The 17,489-nt window shown below is 63.9% G+C and carries 19 protein-coding genes; 10 read left to right on the top strand and 9 right to left on the bottom strand.

Going from position 1 to position 17,489, the window contains the following annotated elements; genetic code table 11:
- Positions 1-407 precede the first annotated feature (407 nt).
- The 5 genes from rluB to FHW75_RS14135 form a co-directional block, all read right to left on the bottom strand.
- Positions 408-1,475 (bottom strand): 23S rRNA pseudouridine(2605) synthase RluB, encoded by a 1,068-nt coding sequence (rluB, locus tag FHW75_RS14155; protein ID WP_012273579.1) that lies wholly within the window; start codon positions 1,473-1,475, stop codon positions 408-410.
- Between the two features lie 165 nt (positions 1,476-1,640).
- Positions 1,641-2,411: an SMC-Scp complex subunit ScpB gene (scpB, locus tag FHW75_RS14150; RefSeq protein ID WP_019099119.1), complete on the bottom strand. Its 771-nt coding sequence runs from the start codon at positions 2,409-2,411 to the stop codon at positions 1,641-1,643.
- Positions 2,398-3,123, bottom strand: coding sequence for a ScpA family protein (locus FHW75_RS14145; RefSeq protein WP_161751096.1), 726 nt, complete (start codon positions 3,121-3,123; stop codon positions 2,398-2,400). Before FHW75_RS14145 ends, scpB begins: the two co-directional genes overlap by 14 nt.
- A 125-nt stretch (positions 3,124-3,248) precedes the next feature.
- Positions 3,249-3,878 carry an L-threonylcarbamoyladenylate synthase gene (locus FHW75_RS14140; protein ID WP_033693405.1) on the bottom strand — a complete coding sequence of 210 codons (630 nt, stop codon included), beginning with the start codon at positions 3,876-3,878 and terminating at the stop codon, positions 3,249-3,251.
- A 13-nt stretch (positions 3,879-3,891) separates the two neighbouring features.
- A complete protein-coding gene (locus tag FHW75_RS14135; protein WP_019099116.1) occupies positions 3,892-4,752 on the bottom strand; it encodes a PHP domain-containing protein in 861 nt (286 codons plus the stop codon).
- A 67-nt stretch (positions 4,753-4,819) separates the two neighbouring features.
- Between FHW75_RS14135 and FHW75_RS14130 the strand changes: the two genes are divergently transcribed.
- From FHW75_RS14130 to FHW75_RS14110, 5 genes are all read left to right on the top strand, one after another.
- Complete coding sequence (locus FHW75_RS14130; RefSeq protein ID WP_019099115.1) at positions 4,820-5,413, top strand: septation protein A; 594 nt, start codon at positions 4,820-4,822, stop codon at positions 5,411-5,413.
- Position 5,414: 1 nt separating this feature from the next.
- Entirely contained in the window at positions 5,415-5,714 is a 300-nt protein-coding gene (locus tag FHW75_RS14125) for a YciI family protein (protein WP_012273585.1), read from the top strand.
- Between the two features lie 143 nt (positions 5,715-5,857).
- The gene (locus FHW75_RS14120) at positions 5,858-6,535 is read left to right on the top strand and encodes a response regulator transcription factor (protein ID WP_016711866.1); all 678 of its coding nucleotides are present in this window, start codon (positions 5,858-5,860) and stop codon (positions 6,533-6,535) included.
- 160 nt (positions 6,536-6,695) lie between these two features.
- A complete protein-coding gene (locus FHW75_RS14115; RefSeq protein WP_019099114.1) occupies positions 6,696-7,112 on the top strand; it encodes a Spy/CpxP family protein refolding chaperone in 417 nt (138 codons plus the stop codon).
- Positions 7,113-7,170: 58 nt separating this feature from the next.
- Positions 7,171-8,511 carry a HAMP domain-containing sensor histidine kinase gene (locus FHW75_RS14110; protein WP_161990053.1) on the top strand — a complete coding sequence of 447 codons (1,341 nt, stop codon included), beginning with the start codon at positions 7,171-7,173 and terminating at the stop codon, positions 8,509-8,511.
- Between the two features lie 85 nt (positions 8,512-8,596).
- Here FHW75_RS14110 and FHW75_RS14105 read toward each other — a convergent pair whose 3' ends face one another.
- A complete protein-coding gene (locus FHW75_RS14105; RefSeq protein ID WP_019099112.1) occupies positions 8,597-9,154 on the bottom strand; it encodes an NAD(P)H nitroreductase in 558 nt (185 codons plus the stop codon).
- Positions 9,155-9,256: 102 nt separating this feature from the next.
- Here FHW75_RS14105 and FHW75_RS14100 point away from each other — a divergent pair, with 102 nt between their 5' ends.
- Positions 9,257-10,711 (top strand): TrkH family potassium uptake protein, encoded by a 1,455-nt coding sequence (locus FHW75_RS14100; protein ID WP_016711870.1) that lies wholly within the window; start codon positions 9,257-9,259, stop codon positions 10,709-10,711.
- Here FHW75_RS14100 and FHW75_RS14095 read toward each other — a convergent pair.
- Complete coding sequence (locus tag FHW75_RS14095) at positions 10,668-11,729, bottom strand: AraC family transcriptional regulator (protein WP_016711871.1); 1,062 nt, start codon at positions 11,727-11,729, stop codon at positions 10,668-10,670. The two genes, FHW75_RS14100 and FHW75_RS14095, sit on opposite strands and share 44 nt — an antisense overlap.
- Before the next feature lie 154 nt (positions 11,730-11,883).
- On the opposite strand from FHW75_RS14095, the gene FHW75_RS14090 reads away from it, so the two are divergent.
- Positions 11,884-12,195, top strand: coding sequence for a DUF962 domain-containing protein (locus FHW75_RS14090; protein WP_016711872.1), 312 nt, complete (start codon positions 11,884-11,886; stop codon positions 12,193-12,195).
- Positions 12,196-12,219: 24 nt separating this feature from the next.
- Here the strand turns inward: FHW75_RS14090 and FHW75_RS14085 are convergent, their stop codons facing one another.
- Complete coding sequence (locus FHW75_RS14085) at positions 12,220-13,032, bottom strand: UDP-2,3-diacylglucosamine diphosphatase (RefSeq protein WP_025753876.1); 813 nt, start codon at positions 13,030-13,032, stop codon at positions 12,220-12,222.
- Positions 13,033-13,158: 126 nt separating this feature from the next.
- Between FHW75_RS14085 and FHW75_RS14080 the strand changes: the two genes are divergently transcribed.
- Both FHW75_RS14080 and FHW75_RS14075 read left to right on the top strand, forming a co-directional pair.
- The gene (locus FHW75_RS14080; protein ID WP_183673907.1) at positions 13,159-13,926 is read left to right on the top strand and encodes an AraC family transcriptional regulator; all 768 of its coding nucleotides are present in this window, start codon (positions 13,159-13,161) and stop codon (positions 13,924-13,926) included.
- Between the two features lie 121 nt (positions 13,927-14,047).
- A complete protein-coding gene (locus FHW75_RS14075) occupies positions 14,048-14,935 on the top strand; it encodes a DMT family transporter (RefSeq protein WP_016711874.1) in 888 nt (295 codons plus the stop codon).
- Here FHW75_RS14075 and FHW75_RS14070 read toward each other — a convergent pair whose 3' ends face one another.
- Positions 14,936-15,217 carry a SelT/SelW/SelH family protein gene (locus tag FHW75_RS14070; RefSeq protein ID WP_003259082.1) on the bottom strand — a complete coding sequence of 94 codons (282 nt, stop codon included), beginning with the start codon at positions 15,215-15,217 and terminating at the stop codon, positions 14,936-14,938.
- Positions 15,218-15,284: 67 nt separating this feature from the next.
- Here FHW75_RS14070 and FHW75_RS14065 point away from each other — a divergent pair, with 67 nt between their 5' ends.
- Positions 15,285-17,468 (top strand): patatin-like phospholipase family protein, encoded by a 2,184-nt coding sequence (locus FHW75_RS14065; protein ID WP_019099633.1) that lies wholly within the window; start codon positions 15,285-15,287, stop codon positions 17,466-17,468.
- Positions 17,469-17,489: the final 21 nt, after the last annotated feature.

The raw sequence follows: 17,489 nt of genomic DNA, 5'->3' as shown, positions 1-17,489 counted from the left end.
TCCGGAAAAAACGCAGCGATCCTGTGGTATGGGCCTTCAAAGGCAGAGTGATCGGCGTACATGGCGCCTCCATTTGTTGTTTTGTCAGCCAGGCTCTGTGGACGGGCTCTTGCACACGGCAATGGCGGCTATAACACCGTGGGGACGGGGGTTCGGGCAAGGGAGGGCAAGGTGGAGTTGGCGGGTTTGGCACATCGGTGACGGCAAGGTTTGTTTACACGATTGGGTTAAATCTGGAATCAGGGCTGAAACCGGCCATATTCGTATAAATTTCTTTACAAGCCGGTTCAAGAACTTGCCAGTCGTCAGAAAAATTCTTTTTGTTCAATATCTTGCCGTGCCCGCAATACATCGCAGGCATAAAAAAACCAGCCCGAAGGCTGGTTTCTCATCACCACGCAGGCCGATCAGCCACGCGGTTTACCGCGACCACGGCCTGCCGGCTTGTCACCTTCAGGCTTGGCCGGACGCTTGCGCATTTCGCTCGGGCGCTCGGCCACCGTGCTGCCGCGGGTGTTTTTACGCGGAGCCTCTTCACGCGGCTGACGCGCCGGGCGTTCACCGGTAGCGGCACCTTCGTGGGCCGGGCGCAGGTTGCGCACGCGCTCGCCACGGCCCAGCGGGCGGGTCGACTTGCGCTGCAGGCGCTCCATCTTGTCCTTGGCCTTGAGCTTCATGGCGGGCAGCGCAACCGGCTGCAGGCCCACTTCGGCGGCCAGGATGTCGATTTCGCCCTGGGTCATTTCACGCCAGCGGCCCATCGGCAGGTCGGAGTTGAGGAACACCGGGCCAAAACGCACGCGCTTCAGGCGGCTGACCACCATGCCCTGGGATTCCCACAGGCGACGCACCTCACGGTTACGGCCTTCCATCACCACACAGTGGTACCAGTGGTTGAAGCCTTCACCACCCGGTGCCTTCTGGATGTCGGTGAACTTGGCCGGGCCGTCTTCCAGCATCACACCGGCTTTCAGGCGCTCAATCATCTCGTCATCGACTTCACCGCGCACACGCACCGCATACTCACGGTCCATCTCGTAGGACGGGTGCATCAGGCGGTTGGCCAGTTCACCGTCGGTGGTGAACAGCAGCAGGCCAGTGGTGTTGATATCGAGGCGGCCGATGTTGATCCAGCGGCCTTCTTTTGGCCGTGGCAGGCGGTCGAACACGGTCGGGCGGCCTTCCGGGTCGTCACGGGTGCAGATTTCGCCATCGGGCTTGTTGTACATGATCACCCGGCGAGTGGCCTCGGCGGCCTCCTCACGCTTGATCAGCTTGCCGTCTACGGCAATGGCGTCGTGCAGGTCGACGCGCTGGCCAAGGGTGGCCTCGACGCCGTTCACCTTGATGCGGCCCTGGCTGATCCAGGCTTCGACGTCACGGCGAGAACCCACGCCAATGCGTGCCAGCACTTTTTGCAGCTTTTCGCCGGATGGCGGGGTGATTTCGGTATCTTGCAGGTCTTGCTCACTCATCTGGGCACCTCCCGGTGTAGGAATGAAAACAGGTTTTTTGGCGACGAGCGCGCCAAAAGGCCGCGCATCATACGCGGTTCAGGGGAAGAACGCACTGGAGGGTAGAGGGTTTTGTGGGCTTTGGCTGGGGTTTCTGCCTAATGGTGGTGTATGGGCAACAGCAGATCAGGGCTGTAACTTGCCCTCTTCTTCCACCGAAGCCCCTGGTTCTTCCTCGCGCAAGTCATCAAAGTCGGTCTTCAACCCATCTTCCATGGCATCCAGCTCCACCAGCAAGCTACGGAAGCTGGTTTCCTCCTTCGGCTCAACACCCTCTTCTTCCTCCCCAAGGCTGGCATCTGCCAACGCCTGCAGGTGCGCCGGCACTGGCGCATCGTCCGGGTCGAGCACCGGCTCCGGCTCCATCTCGCGCAGCTCGGCCAAGGCCGGCAGCTCATCCAGGCTCTTGAGGTTGAAGTGGTCAAGAAACGCCTTGGTGGTGGCAAACATCGCCGGCCGCCCCGGCACTTCGCGGTAGCCGACCACGCGAATCCACTCGCGCTCCATCATGGTCTTGATGATGTTGCTGTTCACCGCCACGCCCCGCACGTCCTCGATCTCGCCACGGGTGATGGGCTGGCGGTAGGCAATCAGCGCCAGGGTTTCGAGCAGCGCACGTGAATAGCGTTGCGGGCGCTCTTCCCACAGGCGCCCGACCCAGGGCGCATAGTCCTCGCGGATTTGCAGGCGGTAGCCGCTGGCCACTTCCTTGAGCTCGAACGCTCGGCCATTGCACGACTTGCCCAGCACGTCCAGGGCCTGCTTGAACACCTTGGGTTCTGGGCGCTCGGCCTCTTCGAACAGCTCGTACAGGCGTTCCAGGGACTGCGGTTTGCCCGACGCCAGCAAGAAAGCTTCGATCAGCGACGCCAGGTCGCGGGGGTCATTCAGGTTCATCAGGTTCTTCAACAAGCGCCGGGCGGAGCCGCACGTGAATGGCGGCGAAAGGTTCATTCTGCACCAGTTCGATCAGCGATTCCTTCACCAGTTCGAGAATCGCCATGAAGGTGACCACCACGCCCAGCTTGCCCTCTTCGGCGGCAAACAACTCGACGAACGGCACGAAAGCACCGCCCTTTAGGCGCTCCAGCACCTGGCTCATGCGCTCGCGGGTAGACAGCGTTTCACGGGTGATCTGGTGGCTTTCGAACAGGTCGTTGCGGCGCATCACCTCGGCCATGGACACCAGCAACTCTTCCAGGCTGACTTGCGGCAACAGCTTGCGCACCTTGGCCTGCGGCGCCTCCAGGCGTGGCACCACCACATCGCGGCCTACCCGTGGCAATTCATCAATGCCTTCGGCGGCGGCTTTGAAACGCTCGTACTCCTGCAGGCGGCGGATCAGTTCGGCGCGTGGGTCGCCCTCCTCTTCCTCGACATCAGCCGAACGCGGCAGCAGCATGCGCGACTTGATCTCGGCGAGCATGGCGGCCATCACCAGGTACTCGGCGGCCAGTTCAAGGCGCACGCTTTTCATCAGCTCCACGTAGCCCATGTACTGGCGGGTGATTTCCGCCACCGGGATGTCGAGAATGTCGATGTTCTGCTTGCGGATCAGGTACAGCAGCAGGTCCAACGGGCCTTCAAAGGCCTCGAGGATGACTTCCAGCGCGTCCGGCGGGATGTACAGGTCCAGCGGCAGCTCGGTCAGGGCTTCGCCGTAGACCAGGGCCAACTGCAACTGCCGAGGCGCTTCGGCCTGTTCGGCCGGTGCCTCGGGCGTTTCCACCTGGCTCACGCGTTGACCAGGAACGGCGTGGGGTCGCCGCAGCCTTCGCGGATCAGCTCGGGCTCATCGCCGGAGAGGTCGATGATGGTAGAGGCCTTGAGGTCGCCGAAGCCGCCATCGATCACCAGGTCGACGTGATGCTCCAGGCGCTCACGGATTTCGTAAGGGTCGGTCATCGGCTCGGTGTCGCCCGGGAGGATCAGGCTCACGCTCATCAACGGCTCGCCCAGTTCGGCCAGCAGGGCCAGGGTGATGGCATGGGCCGGCACCCGCAGGCCGATAGTGCGGCGTTTATCGTGCAACAGCAGGCGCGGCACTTCACGCGTACCGTTGAGGATGAACGTGTAAGGCCCCGGCACATGCGCCTTGAGCAGGCGGAAGGTGCCGGTGTCGACCTTGGCGTACAACCCCAGCTGCGACATGTCGCAGCACATGAGGGTGAAGTTGTGCGTCTTGTCCAGCCCGCGCAGGCGCCGTACCCGTTCGATGGCCGCCTTGTCACCCATCTGGCAACCCAGTGCGTAGGCCGAATCCGTCGGGTACACCACCACACCGCCCTTGCGGATAATCTCGACAGCCTGCTTGATCAGGCGCTGCTGCGGGTTCTCCGGATGAATCTGGAAAAATTGGCTCACGTAGTCGTCCTGTTCATAGCGCCAAAGGCTGTTCATGGCTGAATCGACGCCACAGAGGTGGCAAGTCCTCGGGCAAAGGCCGATAGGCACCGATCTCGCCCCAGGTGCCGGGGCCGTGGAAGTCACTGCCAGCGCTTGCCAGCAGGCCGAACTCACGGGTGAGGATGGACAGGGTGCCCACCTGCTCGGCCGGCATCATCCCGTTGACCACCTCAAGTGCCTGCCCGCCTGCCTGAATATAGTCGGCAATCAACCGTCTGCGCTTGCTGCGGGTCAGATCGTAATGCATGGGGTGCGCCAGGCTCACCCACGCTTTGGACTGGCGCAGGGTGGCGACAGTTTCGTCGAGGGTCGGCCAGTGCTGCTTGACGTCGCCCAGCTTGCCGGCGCCCAGCCACTTGCGAAACGCTTCGCCACGGTCCTTGACGTGCCCGGCGCGCACCAGGTACTCGGCAAAATGCGGGCGCGCCGGGGCGTTGCCGCTGTCGCCCAGCTCGTGCTGCACGGCACGGGCGCCTTCGAGGGTGCCAGGCATGCCCTTGGCGGCCAGCCGTTTGTCGATTTCTTCGGCGCGCAGCCAGCGGCCACGGTGCAACGCTTCGATTGCCGCCAGCAAAGGCGGCGCGTCGAGCGGGAAGTCATAGCCCAGCACATGGATGGTCGCACCACCCCAGGTGCACGACAGCTCGACGCCGCTCACCCAGCGCATGCCCCGCTCGATGCAGGCCTGGCGTGCTTCGGGCAGGCCTTCGATGGTGTCATGGTCGGTCAGTGCCAGCGTTTGCACCCCGTGCTCATGGGCCCGGGCAACCAGTACCGAGGGCGACAGGGCGCCGTCGGAGGCCGTGCTGTGACAGTGCAGATCAACATTCATGGAGGAGCGCTTTCGCTGGAATCGATGTTTGTTATTATGCCGTCACATCCCGATTCTGGCTGCCATTGTGAAACAATTCATCGATTTCATCCCGCTGCTGCTGTTCTTCATCGTCTACAAGCTGGACCCGCGCCCCCTGGAAGTCGCCGGCCACAGCTTCGAATTCGGCGGCATCTACAGCGCCACGGCCATGCTGATCATCAGCTCGCTGGTGGTGTACGGCGCGCTGTTCCTGCGCCAGCGCAAGCTTGAAAAGGGCCAGTGGCTGACCCTGGTGGCCTGCCTGGTGTTCGGCGGCCTGACCCTGACGTTCCACAGCGAAACCTTCCTGAAGTGGAAGGCGCCGGTGGTGAACTGGCTGTTCGCCCTGGGCTTTGCCGGCAGCCACTTCATCGGTGACCGGGTGCTGATCAAGCGCATCATGGGCCACGCGCTGACCTTGCCCGATGTCATCTGGGCGCGCCTGAACGTGGCCTGGATTGCCTTCTTCCTGTTCTGCGGCGCGGCCAACCTGTTCGTCGCCTTCACCTTCCAGGACTTCTGGGTGGACTTCAAGGTGTTCGGCAGCCTGGGCATGACCGTGATCTTCCTGGTGGCGCAAGGCGTGTACCTGTCGCGCCACCTGCACGACGACCCTTCTACCTCCAAACCCAAGGATTGACATGCTCTACGCCATCATCGCCAGCGACGTCGCAAACTCCCTGGAAAAACGCCTGGCTGCCCGCCCGGCGCATATCGAACGCCTGCAGCAGCTCAAAGCCGAAGGCCGCGTGGTGCTGGCCGGCCCGCACCCGGCCATCGACAGCAACGACCCGGGCGAAGCGGGTTTCAGCGGTAGCCTGATCGTTGCCGAGTTCGAGTCCCTGGCTGCGGCGCAGGCTTGGGCAGATGCCGATCCGTACATTGCTGCGGGCGTTTACGACAAAGTCGTGGTCAAGCCATTCAAGCAAGTACTGCCGTGATGCAAGACCGTGTCGCCTGCTTCGCGGTCTCGCCCGCGAAGCAGGCGACACGGTAGAGGCAGTTACACAGTTGCCATCAGTCTGCGGTATCTTTGCCACTGGCGGGCCGAATAGCCGCCGTCAATGGTTGAAATGAGTGAGTCATGAGCGAGCTGTTACTGATTGATGATGACCAGGAGCTGTGCGAGCTGCTCAGCAGCTGGCTGACCCAGGAAGGGTTCACCGTACGTGCCTGCCACGATGGCCAGAGCGCACGCCAGGCCCTGGCCGAACACGCCCCGGCGGCCGTGGTGCTGGATGTCATGCTGCCCGACGGCAGCGGCCTGGAACTGCTCAAGCAGTTGCGCAGCGAACATACCGAACTGCCGGTATTGATGCTCTCCGCCCGTGGCGAGCCGCTGGACCGCATCCTTGGCCTCGAACTGGGTGCCGACGACTACCTGGCCAAACCCTGCGACCCACGTGAACTCACCGCCCGCCTGCGCGCCGTACTGCGCCGCAGCCACCCCACCGCCACCACCAGCCAGGTGGAGCTGGGCGACCTGGTGTACAGCCCTGCCCGTGGCGTGGCCAGTATCGATGGCCGCGAAATGACCCTGACCCTGTCCGAAAGCCGCATTCTCGAAGCGCTGCTGCGCCAGCCCGGCGAGCCGCTGGACAAACAAGAACTGGCGCAGATCGGCCTGGGCCGCAAGCTGACCCTGTACGACCGCAGCCTGGACATGCACGTCAGCAACCTGCGCAAGAAGATTGGCCCCCACGCCGATGGCCGGCCACGCATCGTGGCGTTGCGCAGCCGTGGCTATTACTACTGCCTGTGACATCGCCGGGGCCGCTGCGCGCCCCTATCGCGGCACAAGGCCTCTCCTACCCAGGCTAATCATCTTTACCTTGCCTTTACCCTCTGCTGACTGCGCTTGACGGTGATCTCCCTAGACTGTGCTCATCCGGTAACCACCGGCCTATGAAAGGAGAGACACCATGCGCAAGACCCTTATCGCCCTGATGTTCGCCGCCGCCCTGCCGACCGTGGCCATGGCCATGCCTGACGGCGGCCCGCGTCACGACGGCCCGCATCATCGCGGTGATGCGCCTTTCCACCAGCTGGACCTGAGCCGCGACCAGCGTCAGCAGATCGGCAAGCTGATGGGCGAGCAGATGCAACAGCGCCGCGACATCACCGAGCGCTACCTGTCCAAGCTGCCGGCCGCCGACCAGAAAGCCATGAAGGACGAGCTGAAAGCCAGCCGCGACAAGACCGACAGCGCCGTGCGCAACCTGCTCAAGCCTGAGCAGCAGAAGAAGTTCGACGAACTGCAAAAGGAACGCGCCGCCAAGAAAGCCGAGTGGCAGGAGTTCCAGGCCTGGAAAGCTGAAAAAGGCACCAAGGCTCAGTAAGCTGTCTGCCCAATGCCCGGCCCGCATCACTGCGGGCCGGGCTTTTCCCGTTTAGGAGGTGCACTTGCGTTCATTGTTCTGGCGCATCCTGGCCAGTTTCTGGCTGGCCATTACCCTGGTCGCAGGCCTGTCGATCCTGTTGGGCCACATGCTCAACCAGGACGCCTGGATCCTCAGCCGTCACCCGGGCCTGAATACCTTGGCCAGCAAGTGGGCCAGGCATTACGAGCAGGAAGGCCTGGATTCGGCACAGCACTTCCTGGAACGGCGTAAAGACCGCTACAAGATCGACGTGCAAGTGCTCGACGACAGTGGCGAAGCCGTGGTGCCCGGTACCTTCCCGCGCCGTGCAGCGGCCTTCGAAGCGCGCCAGCACAATGACCAGCGGCGCCTGCCGTGGCGCAGGCTGACCGAGGAATACACCAGCCCCGACACCGGCGAAACCTACCTGCTGATCTACCGCATTCCCCACCCGGCACTGGATGCCTGGCACCGCGAAAGCCTGCTGTGGCCGCTCAGTGCACTGGGCATCGCCCTGGTTGTGCTGACGTTGTTCAGCCTGCTGGTGACCCTGTCCATTACCCGCCCGCTCAGCCGCCTGCGCAGCGCGGTGCATGACCTGGGGCAGACCACCTACCAGCAGAACAGCCTGGCGCGGCTGGCAGCGCGGCGCGACGAGTTCGGTGTGCTGGCCAAGGACTTCAACAAGATGGGCGCGCGCCTGCAAAGCACCATCGGCAGCCAGCGCCAGTTGCTGCGCGATGTGTCGCACGAGTTGCGTTCCCCATTGGCCCGACTGCGTATTGCCCTGGCGCTGGCCGAGCGCGCCGAGCCCGAGCAGCGGGAAACCCTGTGGCCACGCCTGACCCGCGAGTGCGACCGCCTGGAAGACCTGATCAGCGAAATTCTGGCCCTGGCCCGGGTGGATGCCGAGCAGGCCCATGCCGAACCGGTCGACCTCAACGCCCTGCTGGGCAGCGTGCGCAAGGATGCCCTGCTCAGCGCGCCCGACCAGGATGTGCGCCTCGAGGCGCAGCCTGGGTTGACCTTGCAAGGTTGGCCGACGCTGATCGAGCGGGCCGTGGACAACCTGCTGCGCAATGCCTTGCGCTTCAATCCGGTCGGGCAGCCGGTAGAAGTGAGTGCAGTGCGTGAGCAGGACCGCATAGTGATAAGCGTACGTGACCATGGACCGGGGGCTGCAGCGGAACACCTGGCGCAGCTGGGCGAACCCTTCTTCCGCGCGCCGGGGCAGGAAGCGCCGGGGCATGGGCTGGGGCTGGCGATTGCGCGCAAGGCGGCGGAGCGCCATGGCGGCAGCCTGATTTTTGACAATCATCCACAGGGTGGATTTGTGGCCAGGCTGGAGTTGCCTGTCGCTGAGGCTGCTGGCAGTTGAGGTGATGTAAAGGCCACCGGCCTCTTCGCGGGCACGCCCGCGAAGAGGCCGGTGGCCCTGATACGACAATCAGCCCAAAACGGCGTTACTCGCCCCAGACGCTGACGAAATCAGCCGTTTCCAGAATCGGCGCCGTACGCGGCTCGGTCAGCGGCGTGCCGACATACAGGTACCCGATCAACTCCTCGTTCTCGGCCAACCCCAACCCCTTGTGCACATGGGCATCGAACGCCATGTCCCCGGTTCGCCACACCGCGCCGATACCCTGCGCATGTGCGGCAATCAGAATGCCATGCGCCGCACAGCCCGCCGCCAGGCGCTGTTCGGACTTCGGCACCTTGAAGTGCTCCTGCAGCTTGGCCACCACCACAATCAGCAGCGGCGCCCGCAACGGCATGGCGCGGGCCTTGTCCAGCGCGGCCTGGCTGGCGTCGCCCCTGCTCTGCACGGCTTCGGCAAACAGCTCGCCCAGCTTCTCACGGCCCTGGCCTTCGATGGTCAGAAAGCGCCAGGGGCGCAGCTGGCCGTGGTCCGGGGCGCGCAAGGCGGCCTGGAACAGCGCCTCGCGCTGGGCAGCGTTCGGCGCCGGGTCGGTCAGGCGTGGCACGGAAACACGGTTGAGCAATGCGTCGAGAGCCTCCATCGGCTACCCTCCTGGCAGTTGAATGTGCGGCCATTCTAGCGTTTACATCACCAGACCCATAGGTAGAATGGCGCCCTTCCGAATCGAGTCAGAGCAGATCACATGGCGTTGCCGACCTTAAGGATCATTGGTTTCATCATCGGCATCTTCCTGATTACCCTCGCCGTCAGCATGGCCGTGCCCATGGCGACCCTGGTAATTTTCGAACGCACCGGTGACATGCCGTCGTTCCTCTGGTCGAGCCTGATCACCTTCATCGCCGGGCTGGCCCTGGTGGTGCAGGGGCGCCCCGAACATGTGCACCTGCGCCCACGCGACATGTACCTGCTGACGGTCAGCAGCTGGTTGGTGGTGTGCGTGTTCGCCGCCCTGCCGTTCCTGCTGACCCAGCACATCAGCTACACCGACGCCTTCTTCGAAAGCATGTCGGGCATCACCGCCACCGGCGCCACCGTGCTCAGCGGGCTCGACACCATGTCACCCGGCATTCTCATGTGGCGCTCGATGCTGCACTGGCTTGGCGGTATCGGTTTCATCGCCATGGCGGTGGCGATCCTGCCGCTGCTGCGCATCGGTGGCATGCGCCTGTTCCAGACCGAGTCGTCCGACCGTTCGGAAAAGGTCATGCCGCGTTCGCACATGGTCGCCAAGTCGATCGTGGGGGTGTACGTCGGCTTCTCGATCCTTGGCTCGCTGGCCTTCTGGTGGGCAGGCATGAGCCCGTTCGATGCGATCAACCACGCCATGTCGGCGATCTCTACCGGCGGTTTCTCCACCTCTGACCAGTCGCTGGCGAAATGGGACATCCCGGCCGTGCATTGGGTGGCGGTTGTGGTGATGATCATGGGCAGCTTGCCGTTCACCCTGTATGTGGCCACCCTGCGCGGCAACCGCAAGGCGCTGATCCGCGACCAGCAGGTGCAGGGCTTGCTGGGCATGCTGGTGGTTACCTGGATAGTGCTGGGCACCTGGTACTGGTACAGCACCAACCTGCACTGGCTCGACGCCTTGCGCCATGTGGCGCTGAACGTGACCTCGGTGGTCACCACCACCGGCTTCGCCCTGGGCGACTACAGCCTGTGGGGCAACTTCTCGCTGATGCTGTTCTTTTACCTGGGTTTCGTGGGCGGCTGCTCCGGCTCGACGGCGGGCGGTATCAAGATTTTCCGCTTCCAGGTGGCCTACATCCTGCTCAAGGCCAGCCTTAACCAACTGATCCACCCGCGCGCGGTGATCAAGCAGAAATACAACGGCCACCGCCTTGATGAAGACATCGTGCGTTCGATCCTGACGTTTTCGTTCTTCTTCGCCATCACCATCTGCGTCATGGCCCTGCTGCTGTCGTTGCTGGGCGTGGACTGGATGACCGCGTTGACCGGTGCCGCCGGTACGGTTTCGGGTGTGGGCCCCGGGCTGGGCGAGGTGATCGGCCCGTCGGGCAACTACGCCACGCTGCCGGACGCAGCCAAGTGGATTCTGGCGGCCGGCATGCTGCTCGGCCGACTCGAAATCATTACGGTGCTGGTGCTGTGTATGCCGGCGTTCTGGCGTCACTGACCGCTTCGGCCTCCGCGCCCATACGGGCACGGTACTCACTCGGCGTGGCATCGAACCAGCGGCGGAATGCCCGGTAGAAGTTGCTGGGGTCGGCAAAGCCCAGCAGGTACGCGACCTCCAGCAGGGTCATGCCCGGCTGGGCCAGGTACTGCTCGGCCAGTTCGCGGCGGGTGTCGTCAAGCAAGGCCTGGAAGCTGGTGCCCTCCTCCTGCAGCCGCCGCTGCAAGGTACGTTGCGACAGGTGCAGGGCCTGCGCCAGGGTCTCGCGCTTGGGCTCGCCCTGCGGCAGGATGCGGCACAGCACCTGGCGCACGCGGTGGGTAACCCTGCTTTCGGAAAAACGGGCCAGATACTCCCCGGCAAAACGGTCATGCAACACGGCCATGGCCTCATTGGCAGTGGGCAGCGGCGCCTCCATGTCGGCCCGTTCGAACACCAGCGCATCGTGCGGCGCACCGAACACCAGCGGCGAATGAAACGCCACCTTGTACGGTTCGATATTCTTCGGCTGAGGCCCCTGCACCAGCACCCGCCTCGGCTGTACCGGGCGGCCGCTGAGCCATTTGCACAGTGCCAACGCGCAAGCCAGCGAGGCCTCGGCGCTGTGCCGCGTGGGCGGCAGGTGGTCGCCATGTACGGTCAGGATCAGGGAATAACCTTCAGGGCCAAGCACGAAGCTCAGGTCCGAGCTTTCGGCGATGATGCGCTGGTAACGCACCAGGCGCTCGAAGCCTTCAGCCAGCGTGCGGCTGGACATCAACGCATAGCCCACCACATGGAACGACGCCGGGCGTACCACGCGCGCCATGTTCAAGCCGATGGCCTCATTACCCGACAGCTCCACCGCCAGCTGCCAGAGCCGGGTCATGGAGTCCTGCGGGAAGCGGGCGTCAGGGTCGTCGAGGGCCGCGAAGTCCAGCCCCAGCTGCTTGAACATGGCCTGGCAGTCCAGCCCTTCCAGTTCGAGTGCCTTCACAATCCCTGATGCCCAGCTGGCTGACGTGGTTCTTTCGCTCATGACAGGCTTCTTTCTACCGACCGCTCCTGCGGTGAACCCCAAGGATATTCAATTGGCGCCTATTGTCACTGGTAGGCCCCGCCAATCACTCTAGACTCGAATCAGGCTCCACGCCGTGCATCTTGTCCAGAAGTATTAATCCCGGAGCACTGCCATGAACCGCACAGCGCAGTTTCGCAGTTTTGCCGAGTTCTATCCGTACTACCTGGGGGAACACAGCAACCCCACCTGCCGCCGCCTGCACTTTGTCGGCACCAGCCTGGTGATTGCCTTGCTGGCCTATACCATTGGCAGTGGCAAGTGGTTGCTGTTGCTGGCCGTGCCACTGTTCGGCTACGGCTTTGCCTGGGTCGGGCATTTCTTTTTCGAGAAGAACCGGCCGGCAACCTTTACCTATCCGCTTTACAGCCTGATAGGGGATTTCGTGATGTTCAGGGATATCCTGCTGGGCAAGATCAGCCTGTAGGCAACTGGGCTGCACAGCAGCCCTCTATGCCGGTTCTCGCATCGCCGCGGCTACCTGCGCTTCCCGTGCCTGGGCATCCGCCAGGCGGTACAGCTCGATGCTGCCATCCCAATGCTCGATCAGCGCCGTGCATGACTCCACCCAATCGCCGCAATTGAGGTACTCCACCTCTCCTACCTTGCGGATTTCAGCGTGATGAATATGCCCACACACCACACCGTGAAAACCACGTCGGGTGCACTCGTGGGCAATGGCATCCTCGAAATCGCTGATGAAGTTCACCGCGCCTTTTACCTTGTGCTTGAGGTACGCCGACAGCGACCAGTAGCCATAGCCGTACCGCGCACGCCAGTGATTGAGCCAGCGGTTAAGCACCAAGGTGAACTCGTAGGCGCGATCACCGAGGAACGCCAGCCAGCGGTGGTAACGGGTAATCACGTCGAACTGGTCGCCATGAATCACCAGCAGCCGACGACCATCAGCGGTCAGGTGCTCGGCCTCGTCCACCAGCTGGATATTGCCCAGTATCAGCCTGGAGTAACGGCGCAGGAATTCATCATGATTGCCGGTGACATAGATCACCTCGGTGCCGCGCTTGCTCATGGTCAGCAGCCGGCGGATCACGTTGGTGTGGGCTTGTGGCCAGTAGATGCCGCCGCGCAGCTTCCAGCCATCGATGATATCGCCGACCAGGTACACCCGGTCGGCCTGGTAGCCCTTGAGGAACTGCGACAGGTGTTCGGCCTGGCAGTCACGAGTGCCCAAGTGCACGTCGGAGATCCACAGGGTGCGCACACGTTGCTTGCGCGAGGGGCGGGACAGTTCGGCATGGGTCATGGGCAGGCTCCGGCGCAGTTTGCTGGAGACTGGCAGGCGCGCGTGACAGCGCAGTGGCAAAACGGTGACGAGTGATGGTGTGCAGCGAATGAGGCACAATGGGCTTCTGCCCTGCGAGGACCTCCCATGACCGCCGGCCCGATCCTCTCGCTGCGCCATTACCGCCACAGCCTGATCGCCCACAGCCACGAACACCCGCAACTGGTGTTCGGCCTGCGCGGCCGCCTGGAGTTCGAGGTGCAAGGGCAAGGCGCCGGCATCGATCGGCAGGGACTGGTCGTGGTACCGGCCGGCGCGCACCACACCTGTGCCAGCGACGGCGGCAGCCACTGCCTGGTGCTCGATGTGCCTGGCGAGCAGTGGTTGCACGAGCAGTTGGGCGAGCATGCCGATGCCAGCCGCCGGCTGCTCGACTGCCCTGCCGCGCTGGGCCTGGACGACCGCCAGCAGCAGTTGGTGGACTGGTTGGCGGCCAGCCCCATGGACGACCCGCTGATTGCCCGGCAAGGCGCGGCGCTGCTGCTGGCCAGCCTCAACTCCAACGCAGCAGCCAGCGTTACCGCCAGCCGGCGCCTGCCCTATGCGTCCTTCGATGCGCATATCGAGCAGCATGCCGCCTACCCGCTGCAGGTGGCCGACCTGGCGCGGCTGGCCGGGCTTTCCAGTGCCCGGCTGCATGCGCGATTCATGGCGGAGTGTGGCATGACGCCGATGGACTACATTCGCCAGCGACGTTTGCTCAAGGCGCGGCGGCTGGTGACACAAACCTTGTTGCCGATGGGGGAGATTGCTACGCAGGTGGGGTATAGCTCGCAGAGTGCGTTCTCGGCGGCGATGTTGCGGGCGTTCGGGTGTACGCCTTTGGCGTTGCGGCGCGAGCCTGGCGATAACTGACAGCAGTCTTGCGACAGAACGGGTTTGCCTGAACCTTTACACTTTGCCTGTACCGGCCCTTTCGCGGGCAAGCCCGCGAAGAGGCCGGCACAGCCATTAGAGATCTTGAGCAAGGACCACCATGAACCACCGCACCGCCCTCGGCGCCCTGCACATTGGCGCGCTGTTCTTCGGCCTGACCGGCGTCTTCGGCAAACTGGCCGCCAGCGCCAGCCCGGCAATCATCGTGTTCGGCCGCGCCGCCTTCGCCGTGCTTGCCCTGGCCCTGTTCGCCAGCCTCGCCGGCCCGGGCTGGCAACGCCTGAGCAGTCAGGACATCCGCCGCCTGCTGCTCGGTGGTGTGCTGCTGGCCGGCCATTGGGTCAGCTTCTTCATCGCCGTCAAAGTCGGCGGCGTGGCCATCGCCACCCTCGGCTTCGCCAGTTTCCCGGCCTTTACCGTCATCCTCGAAGGCCTGCTGTTCCGCGAACGCATCCGCCGCAACGAGGCCGTGCTGGTACTGCTGGTCAGCATAGGCCTGGTCCTGGTCACGCCGGCCTTCGATCTGGCCAGCGAAGCCACGGGCGGCCTGCTCTGGGCACTGCTTTCCGGGTTGCTGTTCTCGCTGCTGTCACTCACCAACCGCGCCGGCTCCGGGCGCTTGCCTGCGGTTCAGGCTGCGCTGTGGCAAAACCTGGTGGTGGGCCTGTGCCTGCTGCCCTTCGCAGCACCGGGCCTGGCAGACGTGGCAGCCATGGACTGGCTGTGGATCGCCCTGCTCGGCATCTTCTGCACCGGCGTGGCGCACAGCCTGTTCGTGGCCAGCCTGGCGGTGATCAAGGCGCGTACCGCCGCCGTGGTGTTCGGCATGGAACCGGTCTACGGCATTGCCGTGGCCTGGGTCGTGTTCGCCGAAACCCCCACGCTGCGCATGCTACTGGGCGGCGCGCTGATCATCTTCGCCATCGTGCTGTCCAGCCGCCTGGCCGCCGAGCAGCCGCCCAAGCAGCCACTGCCCGAAGGTGCGTGATCAGCGGTCGTTATGGCCAAGGTCACGCTGAGGGTCGATCTGGTCACGTACCCGCTGCTTCAGCACCTTGGCCTCGGGGAAGCCGCCGTCGGCCTTGCGCTCCCAGATCTGCACACCATTGCAGGTGATGCGGAAGATACCGCCAGTGCCCGGCTCCAGCGCCACCCGGCCAAGGTCGTCGGCGAAGGTGCTGAGCAGTTCCTGGGCCAGCCAGGCGGCACGCAGCAGCCATTGGCACTGGGTGCAATAAGTGATGACGATTTCCGGCTTGCTGTCGGCCATGGTGGCGCATCTCCAGGTAAGGGGCCGCTTATACTAGCGGTCTTTAGCCCACGGTTTGAGACTCACGATGCGCCGTTTGCTGTTCTGCTTTCTGCTCACCCTCACCAGCCTCACGGCAATTGCCGCCGAACCGGCCAGGCCCAAGGTCGGGCTGGTGTTGTCTGGTGGTGCGGCCCGTGGCCTGGCCCATATCGGCGTGCTCAAGGCCCTGGAAGAACAAGGCGTGCGCATTGACGCCATCGCCGGCACCAGCATGGGGGCTGTGGTCGGCGGGTTGTACGCCTCGGGGTACAGCGTCGAAGAGCTGGAAAAGCTCGCCACCACACTGGACTGGCAACAGGCCCTGTCCGATGCCCCACCGCGCAAGGACGTGCCGTTCCGACGCAAGCAGGATGACCGCGATTTCCTCGTCAAACAGAAGCTCAGCTTTCGCGACGACGGCAGCCTGGGCCTGCCGCTGGGGGTCATTCAGGGCCAGAACCTCGCGCTGCTGCTGGAGAGCAAGCTGGCGCATACCGCCGACACACGCGACTTCGACAAGCTGCCCATCCCCTTCCGCGCCGTGGCCACCGACATTGCCAGTGGTGAAAAAGTGGTGTTCCGTCGCGGCCACCTGCCCCAGGTAATCCGTGCCAGCATGTCGATCCCCGCCGTGTTCGCCCCGGTCGAACTGGAGGGTCGCCTGCTGGTGGACGGCGGCATGGTCGACAACATCCCGCTGGACGTGGCCCGGGAAATGGGCGTGGACCTGGCCATCGTGGTCGACATCGGCACCCCGCTGCGCGACCGCAAGCAACTGGCCACGGTGGTCGACGTGCTCAACCAGTCGATCACCCTGATGACCCGGCGCAACTCGGAAGAGCAACTGGCCAGCCTGCACCGCGACGATATCCTCATCCAGCCTTCGCTGACCGCGTTTGGTGTAACCGACTTCGGCCGCGCCCGGGACATGATCGACGCTGGCTATCGCGCCACCCGCCTGCTCGACCCGCGCCTTGCCAGCCTGCGCCAGCCCGAAGACAGCAGCCTGGCCGTGGCCCGCTCGCCGCGTCAGCGCACACCGGTGATTACCGCGATCCGGATCGAGAACGACTCCAAGGTCAGCGACGATGTGATCCGCTCGTACATTCGCCAGCCGATCGATGCCCCGCTGGAACTGGACCGCCTGCAGACCGACATGGGCACGCTGTACGGCCTGGACTACTTCGATCGGGTGCAGTACCGCGTGGTGCACAAGGGCGACGACAACACGCTGGTGATCAATGCCCGCGGCCGACGCGGCGGTACCGACTACTTGCGCCTGGGCCTGAACCTGTCGGACGACCTGCGTGGCGACAGTGCCTTCAACCTGGGTGCCAGCTACCGGGTCAACGGCATCAACAGCCTGGGTGCCGAATGGCTGACCCGTGGCCAGATCGGAGACCAGCAAGAGCTGTACAGTGAGTTCTACCAGCCGCTGGACGTGGGCTCACGCTACTTCATCGCGCCGTACCTGGACTTCGGCTCGCAGAACATCGAAGCCACTCTGGACAACGACCCCATCGCCGAGTACCGCCTGGAGCGCTACGGTTTTGGCCTGAATGTTGGCCGGCAGATCGGCACCAACGGCGAAGTGCGCCTGGGTGTGGGCAAGGCGTGGGGCGAGGCCGAGGTGCGCATCGGCGACCAGGACCTGCCCAAAGTCAGCTTCAACGAAGGCTTCTACGAGCTGAAGTACTCGTTCGACACGCTCGACAACGTGTACTTCCCCCACAGCGGCGAGGACATAGGCCTGACCCTGCGCAAGTACGACAAGTCGCTGGACTCGGACCAGGATTATCGGCAGTGGTTGTTCAACCTGGACAAGGCCATCAGCAGCGGGCCGAACACCTTCGTGCTGGGCGGGCGCTACGGGCGCACGCTGGATGACGCCGAAGTGGTGACGTCAAGCTTCGTGATCGGTGGCGCGCGGCAGCTGTCAGGGTTCCGCCAGGACTCGGTGTCGGGGCAGAACGTGAGCCTGATGCGCATGGTCTACTACCGCCGGCTGACGCCACGGGCCTACGTGCCGCTGGACTTCCCGCTGTACATTGGCGGGTCGCTGGAACGTGGGCGGGCGTGGAACAACGACAATGAGTTCGACAGCGGGTACATCAATGCGGCGAGCATCTTCCTGGGGCTGGAGACGCCGCTGGGGCCGCTGAACTTCAGCTATGGCACCAACAGTGCGCATGAACAGGCGGTTTACCTGAACCTTGGGCATACCTTCTGAACAATGGAGCCGCTTTGCGGC

This window comes from Pseudomonas sp. OG7 (assembly GCF_014192825.1).
Classification (GTDB): Bacteria; Pseudomonadota; Gammaproteobacteria; order Pseudomonadales; family Pseudomonadaceae; genus Aquipseudomonas; species Aquipseudomonas monteilii.
The sequence above is the reverse complement of the archived record's forward strand: the minus strand, read 5'-3'. Positions and strand labels throughout refer to the sequence as shown.